We start from the raw sequence: 15588 nt of genomic DNA on the forward strand, positions 1-15588 counted from the left end.
ACCACTCCGCTAGCCACGCCCGGGTAGGCCTGGTCATGGGCTCGGACTCCGATTGGCCGGTCATGGAGGCAGCGGCAACGGCGCTGGAGGAATTCAACGTTCCCTACGAGGCCGACGTCGTCTCCGCCCACCGCATGCCCGAAGACATGCTGGCCTATGGACGCGAAGCTGCCGGCCGCGGGCTGAGGGTGATCATCGCCGGCGCCGGCGGGGCAGCGCATCTGCCCGGCATGCTCGCATCGCTGACAACCCTGCCCGTGATCGGTGTCCCGGTTGCCCTCAAGTATCTGGACGGCATGGATTCGCTGCTCTCGATTGTGCAGATGCCGGCCGGAATTCCGGTCGCCACCGTGTCGGTAGGCGGTGCCCGCAACGCCGGACTCCTTGCCGTGCGCATCCTTGCATCCGGCGAAGGGCAGTTGGCACAGGAACTCTCAGCCAGACTGGACGACTTTGCCCGGGGACTCCGTCAGACCGCGCTCGATAAAGGGGCTGCATTGCGCTCCCGCGCGGGCAGCAACCAAGGCGGCGCATGAGCAGGGCAGTCCATCCCGGCCGTCCCTCTGAGCGGACCCTCCTCACGGATCCGGTGAGATGCCCGGAATCGGCCCAATCGCAGGTGCGCACCAAGCGCGCCTTCATGCTCCTGCTGCTGACGCTCCTGATTCCAGGGTCCGCCCAGATAGTCGCCGGTGACCGCAGGCTCGGCCGCCGCGCGCTGCGTGTGACCCTCACGGTCTGGCTCCTGGTGATTGCCGCCGTCGTCGTAGCGCTGGTCAACCGCCAGATCCTGGTGAGCCTCTTCACCAATGAGTGGCTGTCACTGATTCTGATCGTGCTCCTGGTCCTGCTGGCATTGGGGTGGGCTTTCCTGTTTCTCAACACCCTGCGCATCATCCGCCCGCCGCTCCTGGACCGCGGGATGCGGCCTGCGGTGGCCGGATCCCTGGCCCTGTTGATGCTGCTGACGAGCGGCAGCCTCGGCTACGGCGCGTATCTGCTGAACGTCGGCCGGAACACCTTCGGCAGTATTTTCCAGGCGGGCCCCGCCTTCGATCCGGTCGAGGGCCGGTACAACTTCCTGCTGATGGGCGGCGACGCCGGCGAAGACCGGACCGGCCGCCGACCCGACAGCATCTCGGTGGTCAGCGTTGACGCCGAGTCCGGCGCGACCGTCACCTTCAGCATCCCCCGCGACTTCCAGAACGCTCCGTTCTCCGAGGGTTCACCCCTCTGGGAGGTGTGGCCCGATGGCTACAACTGCGGCAACGAGTGCATTATCAACAGCCTCTACCCGGTAGTGACGCAACAGTATGCCGATCTCTACCCGGAGGCCCAGGACCCGGGTGCCGAAGCGATGATGGATGCCGCCAGCGGGATTCTCGGCATCGAGGTGCAGGCCTACATCCTCGTGGATATGGCCGGATTCGAGCAGCTCATTGACGCGATGGGCGGGATCACCATCGACGCCGGTGGCTGGGTTCCCATTACGTCCACGGAAATCCCCGGTTCGGTGCCCAAGCGCTATAACCCGCCGTCGGAGTGGATTGCGCCGGGCATCCAGACGCTCGATGGCTACTACGCGCTCTGGTATGCACGCTCCCGCGAGTACGCAACCGACTACTCCCGCATCCGCAGGCAGCAGTGTGTCCAGGCGGCAATGATTGCCCAGCTCGACCCTGCGACGGTATTGACCCGGTTCCAGCAGATCGCAGCCGCGGGCACCCAGATCGTGGAAACCGACATCCCCCGCGACCAGCTGGGCAGCTTCGTGGACCTTGCGCTCAAGGCGAAGAATCACGACGTCGGCCGCCTCACCATCGGTGCGCCGGACTTCGGTGAACCGGGTGACCTGTTCTCCACCTACCCGGATTTCGACCTGATCCGGCAGCGCGTCCAGGAGACACTCGCCGCGGCCTCTCCGGAAGCCTCAGCCGGATCGACTTCCCCAGAGGCCCGCGAAGTCCTCGCTGCTTTCACCCAGGGCCTCCCCGCACAGACCACAACCGGCGAAATTACCGAGGAGTACCTGCATCAGCTCGCAGTGAACCAGGACTGGGCCACGCTGGAGTCCCTGCTCGCCGACAACGGGGAATGCACCCCCGCCTAAGAAACGGACTCATCGGATGTACAAGCTGGATAACCCGCTCCGCCCCTACGCATGGGGGTCGGAGACAGCCATCGCGGAACTGCTCGGCAGGAAACCCTCCGGCGGCCCGGAGGCTGAACTCTGGATCGGTGCGCATCCGGATTCTCCGTCGCGCATCCTTGGACACGGCGGTTCCGGTGAGACGCTGGATGAACTGATCAGTGCCGACCCGGATCGCACCCTTGGCTCCGCGCGCGATGCGTTCGGTGAGCGGCTGCCCTTCCTGATGAAGGTGCTCGCCGCGGCATCGCCGCTGTCCCTGCAGGTGCACCCGAGCCTCGAACAGGCTCGTGCCGGCTACGAGGCCGAGAACGCTGCCGCCGTGCCGCAGGATGCCCTACAGCGCAACTACCGTGATGCCTTCCACAAGCCGGAAATGATCTTCGCCCTCACCGATTTCGAGGCGCTTTCCGGCTTCCGCCCGGTCCGCGACGCGGCCGGAACCTTCACCGCGCTCGTGAACCTGGTCGCACAGCGCCGTGGCTTCTCTCCCGCCATCCTCCAGTCCGTGGTCCGCGACCTGGCCATCCCCGACCCGGTGCGCGCGATGCGCGAAGCTTTCACTCGCCTGCTGACCGGCGGCGCCGAGACCCGGGAGGCTGTCGCCGTCGTCGTTGGCGTGTTGGAGGAGAACCCGGCTGAGGTTGCCGACGATGTACGTACAACCGCGCAGACCGTGCTCCAACTCAACGGCCACTATCCGGGTGATCCGGGCGTGCTCGTTGCGCTGCTGCTCAACCGGGTGGCGCTCCGCCCCGGCCAGGCTCTGTACCTTCCTGCCGGCAACGTCCACGCCTACCTGGAGGGACTCGGCATTGAGGTGATGGCTTCCTCCGACAACGTGTTGCGGGGTGGGCTCACGGCCAAGCACGTGGACATCGGCGAACTGCTCAAGACAGTGGACTTCGCTCCGCTCGAAGTCCCGATGGTGGAGCCGGAGACCACGCCGCTTGGCCAGGAACTGTACTGCCCGCCCTTCGACGAGTTTCAGCTTCAGCGGCTTGAACTTCCCGTCTCCTTCGGCGACACCGCCGCCTCCGCCGACATCCCGTTGGCCCAGAACGGTCCGGCCGTGATCATAGCGCTCAGCGGTTCGGTGGTGTTGGACTCCCCTAAGGGAGACCTCCTCCTCCACCGCGGCGAGAGCGCCTTTATACCCGCCAACGAGTCCCCGGTGATGGTCAAGCGGGCCTCGGAAACCTCAGAGAACGACGACGGCGGCGCGGCGCTCGCCTACGCTGTGACGGTAAACGGGGCTATGGCCGGCACACCCTCCTTGAGAACCAGTGAGAAATAGTCGATGAACACCATGCCCTCCTCGATCCTGCAGTCTGCGCTGTGGGCGGAGTTTCAACGTGTCCTGGGCAAGAAGGTCCACGAGGAGTCCGGAGACGGCTGGACATTCCTGGCGGTGCTGGAGTCGACGGTGCTGGGAAGATACCTGTACTGTCCCCACGGTCCGCTAGCTCAGGATGAGGCCGGCTTTGAACAGGCCGTTGCTGCGCTGTCGCGCTGTGCCAAGGCTGAAGGAGCCTACTTCGTACGGCTGGAGCCCGGGCACGGTGGCGTCGAGACGAGCCAACGTTCACTCACCGCCGCCGGATTGAGGAAGGCACCAACCGACATACAGCCGCAGCGTACGTGGATGCTTGACCTGATGCAGGATGAGAAGGCTCTCCTCGCAGGGATGCGGCCCACCAGCCGCAACCTTCACCGGAACATCCACAAGAAGGGCGTGACATTCGATACGTCCACCGATCCGGACAACATTTCGATCCTGCTCGGCTTCCTGCACGAAGTCTCCGACCGCGCCGGATTCCGCCCGCAGTCAGACACCTACCTGGAGCTGGCGGCGAAAACGCTGATGCCATCCGGAGCCGCGAAACTGTTCATCGCGCGCCTGGACGGTCAACCGATTGCCGCCGCCCTGTCCTATGAAACCGGCACCACCCGCGCGTATGCACATGCCGCTGCCAGCGACGAACACCGCCGCCTGAACGCAGCGATCCCCCTCCTCGTAACCATGATCCTGGACGCGAAGGCATCAGGGCTCACTCACTTCGATATGTGGGGTGTCTCCCCCGAGGATGAACCGGAGCATCCCTGGGCGGGATTTTCCCGGTTCAAACGCTCGTTCGGCGGATTCGAGGTGGCTTACCCGGGCAGCTGGGACCTGCCGGTACGCCACGGTATGTACCGGGCGTACGTGCTGGCGCGGCTGGCCCGGGGAGCCCTGCGCACTACCGCGTCAGCGGCCCGCACCGCCGCGTCGCGCGCCCGGCGCTACGCCAGGCGGGCGTAGCTTTCCCACTTGTGGGCCTGGTGCTCACCGTCCACCACGCGGATGGTGCCCGACTTCGAGCGCATCACGATCGACTGGGTGAGGACCTTGCCCTTGTTATAGCGAACGCCGCGAACCAGGTCGCCGTCGGTGATTCCGGTTGCTGCGAAGTAGCAGTTGTCGCTGGTGACGAGATCGTTCGTCGAGAGCACCCGGTCGAGGTCGTGGCCGGCGTCGATCGCCTTCTGCTTCTCGTCGTCGCTGGTGGGCCACAGGCGGCCCTGGATCACTCCACCGAGGGACTTGATGGCGCAGGCCGCCACAATGCCTTCGGGTGTGCCACCTACGCCCATCAGGGCGTCGACGTCGGTGCCCTCGCGGGCAGCGGCGATGGCTCCTGCCACGTCACCGTCCATGATGAACTTGGTGCGCGCGCCCGCGTCACGGATCTCATCCACCAGAGGGCGGTGGCGGTCCCGGTCGAGGATCATGACGTTGATCTGGCTCACCCGCTTGCCCTTGGCCTTGGCGATGAGGTGCAGGTTCTGCTTGACCGGCAGGCGAAGGTCCACCATGTCGGCTGCCTCGGGTCCCGTGACCAGCTTCTCCATGTAGAACACGGCTGACGGATCGAACATGGTGCCGCGCTCTGCAACGGCCAGGACGGCCAGCGCGTTATTGATTCCGAGTGCGGTGAGGCGCGTGCCGTCGATGGGGTCCACGGCGACGTCGCACTCCGGGCCGCTGCCGTCGCCCACGCGTTCCCCGTTGAACAGCATCGGCGCTTCGTCCTTCTCGCCCTCACCGATCACCACGACGCCGTTGAAGTGGACTGTGGAGAGGAGGGACCGCATTGCGTCAACCGCTGCGCCGTCTGCCTTGTTCTTGTCGCCGAAACCGACCCAGTGCCCACCGGCGATCGCCGCGGCCTCAGTGACGCGCACCAGCTCGAGCGCGAGGTTGCGGTCCGGCTCGTCATCCCCAACCGCCAGGGCGGGTGACAGGGTGGAATACTGTGCAGCTTTTGCGGTGTCGGACACGTTGTACCTCATCGTTGAAATCATTGAACTGGCCGTTTCCTTCTCCCGCAATCATAGTGCGGCCCGGACCTGCTCCCCTTATCGGTGACGTGTTCGAAAGGACCGCCCGTGATCAGTCCCGGTTGGCCGCGGCAACCATCCGTGGGTGACAATGGAGGGGTGAGGAAAGCCCAGGAAGATCAGCAGTCGGCAACGGGTACGCCCGTGCTCACACCCAAGCAGGCAAAGCGTGCCAACGCCTCAGCTGTGGGCATGTTCATTGCCACCGGCGCCACGCTGGCCCTGGTTTTCCTTGTGGTGCTGCTGAATCCCACCCATACCGCTGAGACCTACACCCGCAATGTCGATGTCGCACGGATAGCCAACCAGGCCGAGGGCGCCGCCGGTTACCTTCCGGTCGCTGCCGGACTGCCGGACGGCTGGACCTCGAACTACGCCCGCTGGACCGGAAGCGGCGCAGACGGGGTCCCCTTCTGGGAGGTGGGATATCTCACACCCAGCCGCGAGTTCATCCGGGTGACCCAGACCAACCAGGCCAACCCCACCTGGCTCTCACAGCATCTGCAGGACGCTGAACCCTCCGGCCAGCGAGTGATCGACGGCGTGACCTGGGAACTGCTCGACAGTCCCTCCGGCGATGCCTTCCTTACCACCGAGCTCCAGGGTTTCACCCTGATCCTGGACGGCACAGCAGACCTCGCGGAGTTCGACATACTTGCCGGCGCCGTCGTCGACGAACTCTGACGTGCCCGCACGCTCAACCTACCGTCACCGACGGTACGGCCCCGTGGATCGTCCGCAGTACAGTAATCGGGTGAACAAGCAACTTACTCCCGCGGAAGCATGGCAGAAACTGCGCGATGGAAATGCTCGCTTCATTTCCTCGGACTCATCGCACCCCAACCAGGATGCGTCGAGACGCGCGTCGCTGGTCAACACCCAGAATCCCTTCGCGGTCATCTTCGGCTGCTCGGACTCACGTCTGGCCGCAGAGATCATTTTCGATGTCGGCCTCGGTGACGTCTTCGTGGTCCGCACCGCAGGCCAGGTGATCGACGATGCCGTCCTCGGCTCCCTCGAGTACAGCGTGAGCGTCCTCGGCGTCCCGCTGATCGTGATCCTGGGGCACGATTCCTGCGGCGCTGTCACAGCCACCATGAACGCCATCGAGACCGGAGCTATGCCCGCCGGTTTCATCCGCGACCTGGTGGAACGCATCACGCCGTCAGTACTGACCTCGCAGCGAAACGGTGTCACCGACATCAACGGAACCGTCGTCGAGCACATCAAGCAGACCGCGAACCGGTTGGTCGACTCCTCGCGGGTTATCAGCGACGCTGTTGAGCAGGGGTCCACCGCCGTCGTCGGCGTGGCCTACCGGCTCGAGGAAGGCAAAGCGGAACTGGTTGCCGACAACGGGGCGCTGTAACTGCCCGCATGCCTCGGCTTCGGCACGTGCTTAGTGCCGCAAGTCTAATAGCAGCGAGATCGCTAACGCCCGCCAGACAAAAACGCGGACCCGCTGAAAAAGACCAACTACCCGACTGCCGAGTGAGTGAAGAGCACGGGCGAGCCTGGCGCGCTGCTACCGAGCACGAAATCAATCGTCTGGATCGTCCAGGTGAAAGTGCTGACTCCATGCTTCGTGCTGGGCTGGCAAGCTCAGACGGCGCGTCTCTTGGATTCTCCGGTTGATGTAATTCTTGACTGATGCAAGATTAAACTCGTCCTGAACCAAAGCCAAATGACCCCCCTCGTGTAGGAAGCGGCTGTCGGTCTCCTGGAAGGTAGGTGAACAAACTCTCAGCTGCAGCCGCGTACTTAAAGGCCCTACCGTTTGTGACCGGAGGAAGGGGAACCACGTCCCAAGAGGCCTCGGCACGGTTCTTTCCTCGTTCAAATGAGCGGTGATCACTGTCCCCCACGCATCACCGCGACAACCGAACCGTTCTCCTCGGTATATGCGCCGGTCTTCCTCAGCCACCTCCCAACCAGTGGGAGAGGTATATAAGGCCTCCTCATATAGGAAGTCGACCCGAATCATATATAATCGCCCTACCGTGCTCTCAAAGTATTCTATCGCCGCGGAATTTTTTACTGATAGTTTGCATACCTGCTCGGATAGATTGAGAGCATAATAATTGTGATTAATTACGCATTGTGAGAAGTTGCGTCCTCGCTGTATCGACCGGCTAACGTATGTATTCTACGATCACCCACTAGTAACCATAACCTTGACATGGCCCAGTACTTGAGTACGATTGTCACTCTGCGGATGAACTCGTCCCCGCAGAGAATTTCTTCATCTTCCATTCAGAGCCGTCGGATAGGGGCACGCAAAGGAAGGGTCGTCCGAAGATGCGGCTCTTGCGAAGCGTGGCCTTTCTCTTGCTTAGGATGAAGTCGACTATTTGACTAGCGGTTTCTCTCGCAAACTCGAAATGATCCTCTATGTCACTGTCGATGGTGGTATGTTCGATGAACTGCGCGTCGTACACAATTTCAGGCGCCTCGCTACCAAGAACCACCTCAAAAGCCGGGGATCCCTGTCCCTGTAATTTCATATATACATGATGTCCGCGTAGGTACGTCGTTCCGATCACACCATCCGGCAAATTGTCTACTATTCGCTGTACTTCGGACGCGATTTCCAGCAAAGCCGGAGGAGGGTCTATTTCATCGCTCATCATCATTTCCAGTTCTTTCCACCATGACGGTGGAAGCGCGGTCCAGATCTCGTGTTGACGTGGAAGTCCCACTTGTGTCTCTCGACGTGCAAATGGAACCGAGTGAACTGCCGCCTAATAGGACCCGACTTATTCCAGTGCTTCGTGGTCGCTCCCATTGAAAATCTGCGGATTCCGCTTGGCTGGTTCCCGTACCGAATATAGGGATTTTTGTTTGCATAGTGCTTCACCTTCGGAGCAGCGCGTTTGAATGTATTATAGATCGCTTTCCCGGCAGAGGCGCAGTATCGCTTACATGCAACCCACGCGACTCGTACCAGGATGGGAATGAACCAGAAGGCTAGGCCTGTCGTGTCGGACTTGTTGATGGGGTCTTGCGGGTAGGTGTAGCTGGTCGTATTTCCTCCGGTGATGGGGTCGCGGCTGGTGAAAAGTCCCGTCGTTGGGTTGTAGAGGCGGGCTCCCATGAGGACCAGTCCGGAGTTGTCGAGTGCTCGTTGTGCTGCTCCGTGCCAAGCGTAGGTGGTGAGTCCGGTGTTGGGTGTCGTGGAAGTGTTGTTGCCGTACTCGTCGTAGTTGGCCCAGGAGTCGATGCCCGTTGCGTTGCCGGTAGCAGGTAGTTGAATGGTTGCTACGACGTCCTCGTGGGGATTGTTGAGGGCGAGTTTGGCGGTGGTGCCAGTGATGGTGATTCCGAGGTCTCCGCCGATGACAGATTCGTACCTTGTCCGGGTAGGTCCTTGTCCTGAGGAGGTGGTGACCCAGGCCGGGTTGTCGGAGGTGTCGCTGTACCCGTTGCTTTCTTGGACGCCGTCGGTGATGGCGTTCAGGCGTCGCCTTTCGGGGTCGAGGAAGAATTCGGTCGTGGTGCCGTTGCGGGTGATGGTGTGGGCTTGTTCGGTGTCGTAGTAGCCGATTGTGATGTCCCCGGTTCCGGCCGCGTGGGTGTCGGTGGCCGGTGCGTCGGCGGCTGGCAGGGTCGTTTGTCTGCCGAGGCCGTCGTAAACGTAGTTACCGATGTTGTTGGCACCGGCAAGAACGCGGTCGGCTGCGTCGTAGGCCCACGTCTTGGTGGTTGGGCTGGTTGTGGTGCAGGCGCCGTCCGCTGCTGCCTTGGCTGTGGCGAGGGTGGCGCGGTTGCCGTTGGCGTCGAAGGTATAGATGCGTGTGGTGCAGCCTGTGAGTTCTCCTTCGGTTGGGTCGGTGTTGATGACTGCACTGGTGCTGCGGTGCGGTCCTGAACGGTGATGAGGCGGTCTGCCCGGTCGTAGGTGTAGGTGCGGTGGTAAGCGGAGGCTGACTCTCCGGTGGTGCCCCCGGTGATGAGGGCACCGTCGGGTGTGGTTTCGGCGATGACGAGCCCGAGGGTGTTGCGGGCTTGCGTCCAAGCGATCCACGGTCCCGTTGCGGTGTTGGTGGTTCCGTCGTCGGCCGTGGTGGTCACTTGTCCGGCGTAGGCGAGTCCTTCAGGGCGGCCGGCTTGGTCGTAGCTCCGGGTTTGCGTGATGCCTCCGGGCATGAGCTGGTGGGTCAGAATGCCGGCTGCGTCGTAGGCGGCTTTGTAGGTGCCGGTTGTTCCGGTCGCGCCGTGGTTTGTGACGGTCATGGTGACCGGCAGTCCGCGGCGTTCTTCCTTTCCGTTGGCGTCGGTGCCGTCGTAGGTGTAGGTGGTGGTGCCGTACGGGGTGATGGTGCTGGCCACTTCGCCGGTGGCGGTGTAGGTGGTGGTGGTCTTCTCGTTTCCTGCGTTGGTGTAGGTGGTGGTACGGCCCCACTTGTCGATCGTGGAAATCGTCTTCGCTGTTTCGGTCCCGGTGACGCTCAGCGAGGCTGTGCCGATACTGATTCCGGTGGCGGGGTCATAGAGGTTCTTGGTGGGTGGAACGGGTTCGGACCCGGGCAGCCCGCTGACGGTTGTCTTCTCGGTGTCGACCCTGCCGTCGGGCAGGTAGGCGGTGTCAGTGGTGCGAGTGGCTCCTCCTCCCGTTTCGACGGTGCGGGTGGGCTGGAGGAACTGGTTATATCCGGTGGTGGTCTCGGTGATCGCACCTGGCCCGGCGGGGATCGTCGCGCAGGTCAATCCAACCCATTCCTGACGGTTGCCGCATTGTGGTGCGGCGGTTTGTGCGGCCTTGGTGTAGTAGTAGGTGCGCGTTGTACCGGCGTCAGCGCCTACTGATTTCGGTTGACGGGATTCGATGACGCGGCCGCGGGTGTCCAGGGTAGTCCGGGAGACGATGTCGGTTTGGCCGGATCCCATGACGGTGGTGACGCTTGTCGGTTCTCCGTGGACCCATCCGGACGCCGGGTTCAACTTGTCAGTTGACCCGGCGGCGTCGTAGCCGTTGCGGATGTGGCTGAGTACGGGTTCTCCGGTCGCTGTGGCGGCTTGAGGATCTGTGGTGCCCTCGGTGGGTTCCGCCTCGGTAGTGATGGCTTCCAGGACGAGCATCCGCGGCTTCCCGGTAACCGGATTCAGGTCCGTCACTGGTGTGTAGACGGTGCGGGTGTGTGCTCGCTGCGGTTCACTGTTCGGTCCGGAGGGTGCTACTGGTGCCCAGACGTCGGTGGGGTAGGTGCCGGCGGTGTTGGTGGTGTAGCGGGTGATGGTGGCGAACTCGTTGTTGTTGCCGAGGACACCGTTGGTGATGCTGGTGGGGTCGTTGGCGGCGAGGTCGCGGATCTGCGCGATGGCACCTGGGGTGAAGGAGCGGCCGATGTTGCCGGAGGTGTCGTAGTCGGTGGCGCTGTTCTGCCAGGCGCCGGCACCGTAGTCGGCGGTGTTGGTGGTGTAGCCTTCGGCGTCCCAGTACTGCAGGGATGCGTAGCGGAAGTCACCGGCGGCCATGGACGCGGCGTTTGAGCTGGTGACGGGTTTGTCTGCGGCGAAGACTGCTGCTCCGAGCACGGGGGCTTTCTCCTGATCCCACAGCTTCACTGTGGTCGGGGAGAGGTTGGGCAGGTTGGTGCCGTCACCGGCGGGTTGGACGCCGTAGACGAAGCGTGCGGTTTGGATGTCGGAGCCGGTGCCGGCGGGGTTGCCGCGTTTGACGGTTTCGATCCAGTCGGTGCGACCGGTTCCGGCGCCGGCACCGTAGCTGAACTTGTACGGTGCCAGTCCTGAGTCGGTGACCGATGCCAGCGATGGCACTCCTGCGCTGGTGTTGGCCCCGTAGGTGTAGGTCGTGGATTGGTTGTTGCGGGGGTCGGTGACGGTGGAGAGTCTCTTCGCTGTGTCGTAGGTGTAGGTGGCCACGACCGTGGACTTCATCACCGATGCTGCCGGGTCGTAGGCGGTGAAGCTGATCGTATCGACCTGGCCTGCGACTTTGCCTGCACCGGTGATGGTGGCGTAGCTGATGTCGAGGGCACGGCAACCAGGGGTGAGGGTTCCTGTTGCCGGGCAAATGATGGTGTCTTCCTGGGTGGGTGCCAGGATCCGGGTGATACGGCCTTCGGCGTCGCGGGTGAAAGTGACTTCACCGATGGATGCCGGCCCGACAACTTTTTCGGGGTCCCAGAGTTGGACGCCGTCGTCGATCTTGCCTTTGAGGTAGATGGTGCGTGTGCCGTCATCCTCGGTGACGGTGATCCGGGCGGCGGTGCCGGTGCCGGTGAGTTCGACCTTCAGCCCGGAGGCCACGGCGTTGTCATCCACCGGCTCATAAACCCCGGTCTTGCCGGCGGTCTTGGTCGCACCTGGCTGGCGGAACACCAAGGCGGTTTCGTCATCCCCGATCAGGGAGACAGTTCCGTCGATACCGGTGGTGTCAGCGACGAGGTGTCCGGCGAGCCCGGCGTCGGGTCCTGTGAAGGAGGCCCGCCAGCCGGGGCCGAACGCGCCGGCTGCGGAGCCTGCCCCGGAGAGCGAGGAGTAGGTGCGTCCGATGCTCAGTCCGGTTCCGCCGGCGTCCACAGAAACGTCGGTGTCGGAGAGGTTCAGTTCACCGGTATAGAGGGCGGCCTGGCCAGGTCCTGCTTCAGCGACGGGGTACCCATTGCCGAAGGCGTGCGGCAGCCGTAGGACGGAGGTGTTCCCGGCGTTCTTAGTCCAGGTACACCGGATGATTGCTGGTGAGGTGTAGGTGAAGCAAACCTGGACATCGAGCAGGGCTGGTACACGCTCCTTACCCAGTACGGCTGCTGCGGCTGCTGCGTCGAAGGGTTCGTTAACTGCTACGGGTGCCCCTGCTGCGATGGTGGGCAGGGTTTCGGCCAGCGTCCAGTCCCTTGTGCTGCCGTGGGTGTCGGAGAAGAGAGCGTTGTTTGGTGTGCCGGCGGCCCGCCAGTAGATTACGGGGGTGACAGTCCCGGAACCGGCTGCCGGGGAGGACGCGGTGATCCGGAACGTATCGGTGGAGGATGCCCCGCTCTTCGGCGCGGTCAGGGCGGCACCACCGAACCCGAATTTGAAGGTGCTCAGCGCGGAGGTGTTCTGTGCCTTATCGACGGCCCGGACTCGGAGTTCATGACCGCCGTCCGGTGTCCAGTTCAGGGTTGCGGTCTTCGTGGTGCTCCCCGTGGCGGGCAGGTCGATGAACGCTCCGCCGTCTTGTGAGTACTGGAACTTTACGGTGTCCGCGGCGGTGGAGCTGAACGTGAACGTGTTGGTGGCCGGTTTGGTGTCGGTCCACCCGTTGTTGGTGACGTGCGAAGCGCTTACTGCTGGTGTTCCTGGTGCGGTGATGTCCACGGTGAACGTCATGTTGGATGAGGCTTTGGAGTACAGGGAACCGTCGTGCGTCCAGAGTTTCGCGGTGTAGGTTTTTCCGTCCGCGAGGGCCGGGGTGGTCGATGATGGTGCCATGGTTGAGCGGCCGCCGGAGGCGACAGCGTTGCCCATCTGCTTGTTCCAGACCTGGGTGGATCCGTCGAACGTATCCACGCCGAGGCGCAGGCTCCCGCCGTCGGGGTCGGAAACGATCGCGGAAATCGCAGGTTTGGTGGTTTTCGCGTACCGGGTGACCGCCTTGGTGACCGGGTCGGTCCAGGTGACGGTCTGCCCATACACGTAGGACCCGCCGGTAGGGGTGTTGGGGTACGAGTTGTAGGTGACGCGCAGGTGCGGTTCATGCGAGTTGGCGTTCGAGTGGAATCGCTTCCACCCGTAGTTATCTGATTCCGGGCTCGCGACCAGGCGGATGCCGTAGTTGTTGGCCGGGTTCACCGCCCAGTCCCGAATGATGTTCGTAACCGGGACATATATTGAGGCCTGGGTGCAGGCGCTGCTGAATCCCCGGGCCGCGGACACAAATTGTTGCCCGCTGGTGGTGACCGTGGGCTGGTTGGACCAGATGAGCTTGGTGGAGTCCCAGAAACTGGTCACCCGCTGCGCGTAGACCGGGCGCGGGTCGCAGGACCAAGACCAGTGGTTGTGGATTTGCAGGTCGGCGCTGAGAATCTGCTTGCCCGTGATGCTGTCCGTAATGAACTTCAGGTAGCTGCGCGCTATCGACGCTCCACCGTTAAAGGTACCCACCCTAAGTTCGTTCGACCCGTGCTGGGGTGTGCTGTTATCGGACTGCACGAAGGTATCCACCGTGGTGGCTGTGGTCCAGGTCGGATCCACAGTCACCGGGTACACGCGCTCCGCATCAGTAAGGAACCCATGGTCCGGGCGCAGGACCAGGACAACACCCTCAGGAGTGTCCTCAAGCTCAGCACCGACGTCGACGGTGTTGGTGTTCAGGCCGGAATTCTTATCGACCACCGAATCCCACATCAACGGTTTCGACCCGAAGAACACCAGCTCGCCCTCTGGGTCGCGGACCTCGATGACACCGGATTCGACGATCTCCGCGGTCAAACCCTCGGAAAGGTTCAGCGGGAAGCGCAGCTCCAAGGGCTCCGTGGGTGCTTCGTTGAGGACGACGTTATGCGAGAAACCTTCCTTGTTGGTTTCGATGACAACATCAGCGCCTGCCGTTTCCTCACCCTCCGGCGCGGCCGACGGGGAGGCTGACGGTGAAGGTGCCGAGGATGCTGATGGTGAGTCGACTGGTACCGGATCGGGGACGATGCCGGCCGGGTCCAAGGGCAGTTCCTCGCCGTCGATGACAGCGTTCGCGGCCCCCTCATACGTGGCATCGGATTCATCCAGGACCGGTTCAGGGAGGGCGCCTTCCCACCCCAGGGTGAGAGACGCCTCGTCGCCGGTGGAGTCTTCCCCCGCGATCGTGACCAAATCAGCAACCCCATCGCTACCGGTCGCTTCGCCGGAGGAGAGTGTCAGATCCGTAGTACTTGCCACGGGGGACACGTCGCCTTCGAACTCACGCAGGTCGGTGTTAATCTCCACCAGCTTCCCGTCAGCGGTCTCGGCGTGGATCGCTTTCGGAAAGGACTCCAGCGTCCAGGTCCCGTCCGGGTTAGCCAATGTACGCGTGGTTTCCGTTCGCTGGGACAGGTCCTCGACCGGCACACCAGCTGACCGGGCCGTGATCTGCGCAGACAGCGTGTCCGGGCGTTCGGTGGGCACCGGCTCCGTCGCCAGCTCCTCCTGGGGCTGTGTTTGAACAGTCTGTGTCCGCATCTCCGCCGCGGCAGGGCCGACATCGACCATCAACAGGGAGGAACAAGCGATGGTCGTAACGAACATCGTCCAACGCAGTGAAGCTTTACCAGCAGCGGTTTCGGGCGCAGCAAAGAACATGAGGAACCCCAAGGGAGGCGAAGGGACCACCGCCAGAGCGACGGCAGAAGTGAACGGTGAAAAGGAACGGATTACCTGCCGCTCAGCGAGTTCCGGAAAGCTTCTTGAGAGGTAAGTCACATGAAGATAACTGATGAAGACGAGACAGGAACCCTTCAAGACGAAGGATTACCACAAGATCAGCGCAGGAAAACATAACAGTCGTCTGGACGCTGCCATGCACTGCTACGAAATCATTCCTGCATGGTCGTCCGAACGCCAGCGGGCCCGATTTTTCTGCCAAGTGGAACCGCTTTATCAGCAAGCACGCCCATAACCTGTCTGGGTGCCAACTCGCGGGTTGTGTTCCGTCACTTCTACGAGAATTGACGGGCTGGATTATGCGACGTGCCGGCTGCGGGTTGTTGAATTCACGTGTCTACCGGTTCTCGTGTTCACTCAGTGCACGTTGGAGAGCAGAGTGCCCGACGTACATTCCCGGGGAGTCAACAGCGCAGCTGGCTCCGCCGAGTGTGAGCCCGGCGACGCGCCACTGATCACCTTCCTTGAAGATGATTGGCCCTCCACTGTCACCTTGGCAGGTGTTGTAGGACTCCCCCATAGGAGGTAAGGCACAAACGTAGGAACTTTCCCCAGGCGGCGACGTAACAAGTTGCTCAACATAATCAAGTAGTGCCCCTTAGAGTGGTGTAACGCCCGCTGGTGACCGGTACCGCCCGAACGGGGCGCGGTCACCGTGGGTCCTTCGAGGAAACTCTCACATCCCACTCGAAAGGACA

General features: G+C 62.7%; 10 protein-coding genes and 1 pseudogene. 6 read left to right on the forward strand and 5 right to left on the reverse strand.

The genetic code is table 11. From position 1 onward, the window contains the following. Positions 1 to 35 precede the first annotated feature (35 nt). Genes purE through ACX80C_RS07775 form a run of 4 tightly spaced genes read left to right on the forward strand, consistent with a single transcriptional unit; the run spans position 36 to position 4451 of the window. The gene (gene purE, locus ACX80C_RS07760; RefSeq protein WP_459325896.1) at positions 36 to 536 is read left to right on the forward strand and encodes a 5-(carboxyamino)imidazole ribonucleotide mutase; all 501 of its coding nucleotides are present in this window, start codon (positions 36 to 38) and stop codon (positions 534 to 536) included. Then, complete coding sequence (locus ACX80C_RS07765) at positions 533 to 2110, forward strand: LCP family protein (protein WP_459325859.1); 1578 nt, start codon at positions 533 to 535, stop codon at positions 2108 to 2110. Before purE ends, ACX80C_RS07765 begins: the two co-directional genes overlap by 4 nt. Positions 2111 to 2126: 16 nt before the next feature. Continuing rightward, positions 2127 to 3446: a mannose-6-phosphate isomerase, class I gene (gene manA / locus ACX80C_RS07770; RefSeq protein ID WP_459325861.1), complete on the forward strand. Its 1320-nt coding sequence runs from the start codon at positions 2127 to 2129 to the stop codon at positions 3444 to 3446. A 3-nt stretch (positions 3447 to 3449) separates the two neighbouring features. Continuing rightward, on the forward strand, positions 3450 to 4451 hold the full coding sequence (locus tag ACX80C_RS07775; RefSeq protein WP_459325863.1) for a lipid II:glycine glycyltransferase FemX: 1002 nt from the start codon (positions 3450 to 3452) through the stop codon (positions 4449 to 4451). Here ACX80C_RS07775 and glpX read toward each other — a convergent pair. After that, positions 4433 to 5482 carry a class II fructose-bisphosphatase gene (glpX, locus tag ACX80C_RS07780; RefSeq protein WP_459325865.1) on the reverse strand — a complete coding sequence of 350 codons (1050 nt, stop codon included), beginning with the start codon at positions 5480 to 5482 and terminating at the stop codon, positions 4433 to 4435. The two genes, ACX80C_RS07775 and glpX, sit on opposite strands and share 19 nt — an antisense overlap. A gap of 147 nt (positions 5483 to 5629) precedes the next feature. On the opposite strand from glpX, the gene ACX80C_RS07785 reads away from it, so the two are divergent. Both ACX80C_RS07785 and ACX80C_RS07790 read left to right on the forward strand, forming a co-directional pair. After that, complete coding sequence (locus tag ACX80C_RS07785) at positions 5630 to 6214, forward strand: DUF4245 domain-containing protein (protein ID WP_459325867.1); 585 nt, start codon at positions 5630 to 5632, stop codon at positions 6212 to 6214. Between the two features lie 70 nt (positions 6215 to 6284). After that, the gene (locus tag ACX80C_RS07790; protein ID WP_459325869.1) at positions 6285 to 6899 is read left to right on the forward strand and encodes a carbonic anhydrase; all 615 of its coding nucleotides are present in this window, start codon (positions 6285 to 6287) and stop codon (positions 6897 to 6899) included. Between the two features lie 835 nt (positions 6900 to 7734). Here ACX80C_RS07790 and ACX80C_RS07795 read toward each other — a convergent pair. From ACX80C_RS07795 to ACX80C_RS07810, 4 genes and pseudogenes are all read right to left on the reverse strand, one after another. Continuing rightward, the gene (locus tag ACX80C_RS07795; protein WP_459325870.1) at positions 7735 to 8163 is read right to left on the reverse strand and encodes a hypothetical protein; all 429 of its coding nucleotides are present in this window, start codon (positions 8161 to 8163) and stop codon (positions 7735 to 7737) included. After that, entirely contained in the window at positions 8160 to 9080 is a 921-nt protein-coding gene (locus ACX80C_RS07800) for an RHS repeat-associated core domain-containing protein (protein ID WP_459325897.1), read from the reverse strand. Before ACX80C_RS07800 ends, ACX80C_RS07795 begins: the two co-directional genes overlap by 4 nt. Continuing rightward, positions 8984 to 14755, reverse strand: a complete 5772-nt coding sequence (locus tag ACX80C_RS07805) for a DNRLRE domain-containing protein (protein WP_459325872.1) — start codon at positions 14753 to 14755, stop codon at positions 8984 to 8986. Before ACX80C_RS07805 ends, ACX80C_RS07800 begins: the two co-directional genes overlap by 97 nt. 472 nt (positions 14756 to 15227) lie before the next feature. Continuing rightward, positions 15228 to 15425 (reverse strand): annotated as a pseudogene (locus ACX80C_RS07810) (trypsin-like serine protease); the annotation flags it as partial. Between the last annotated feature and the right edge of the window lie 163 nt (positions 15426 to 15588).

It is taken from the genome of Arthrobacter tecti, from assembly GCF_054511355.1.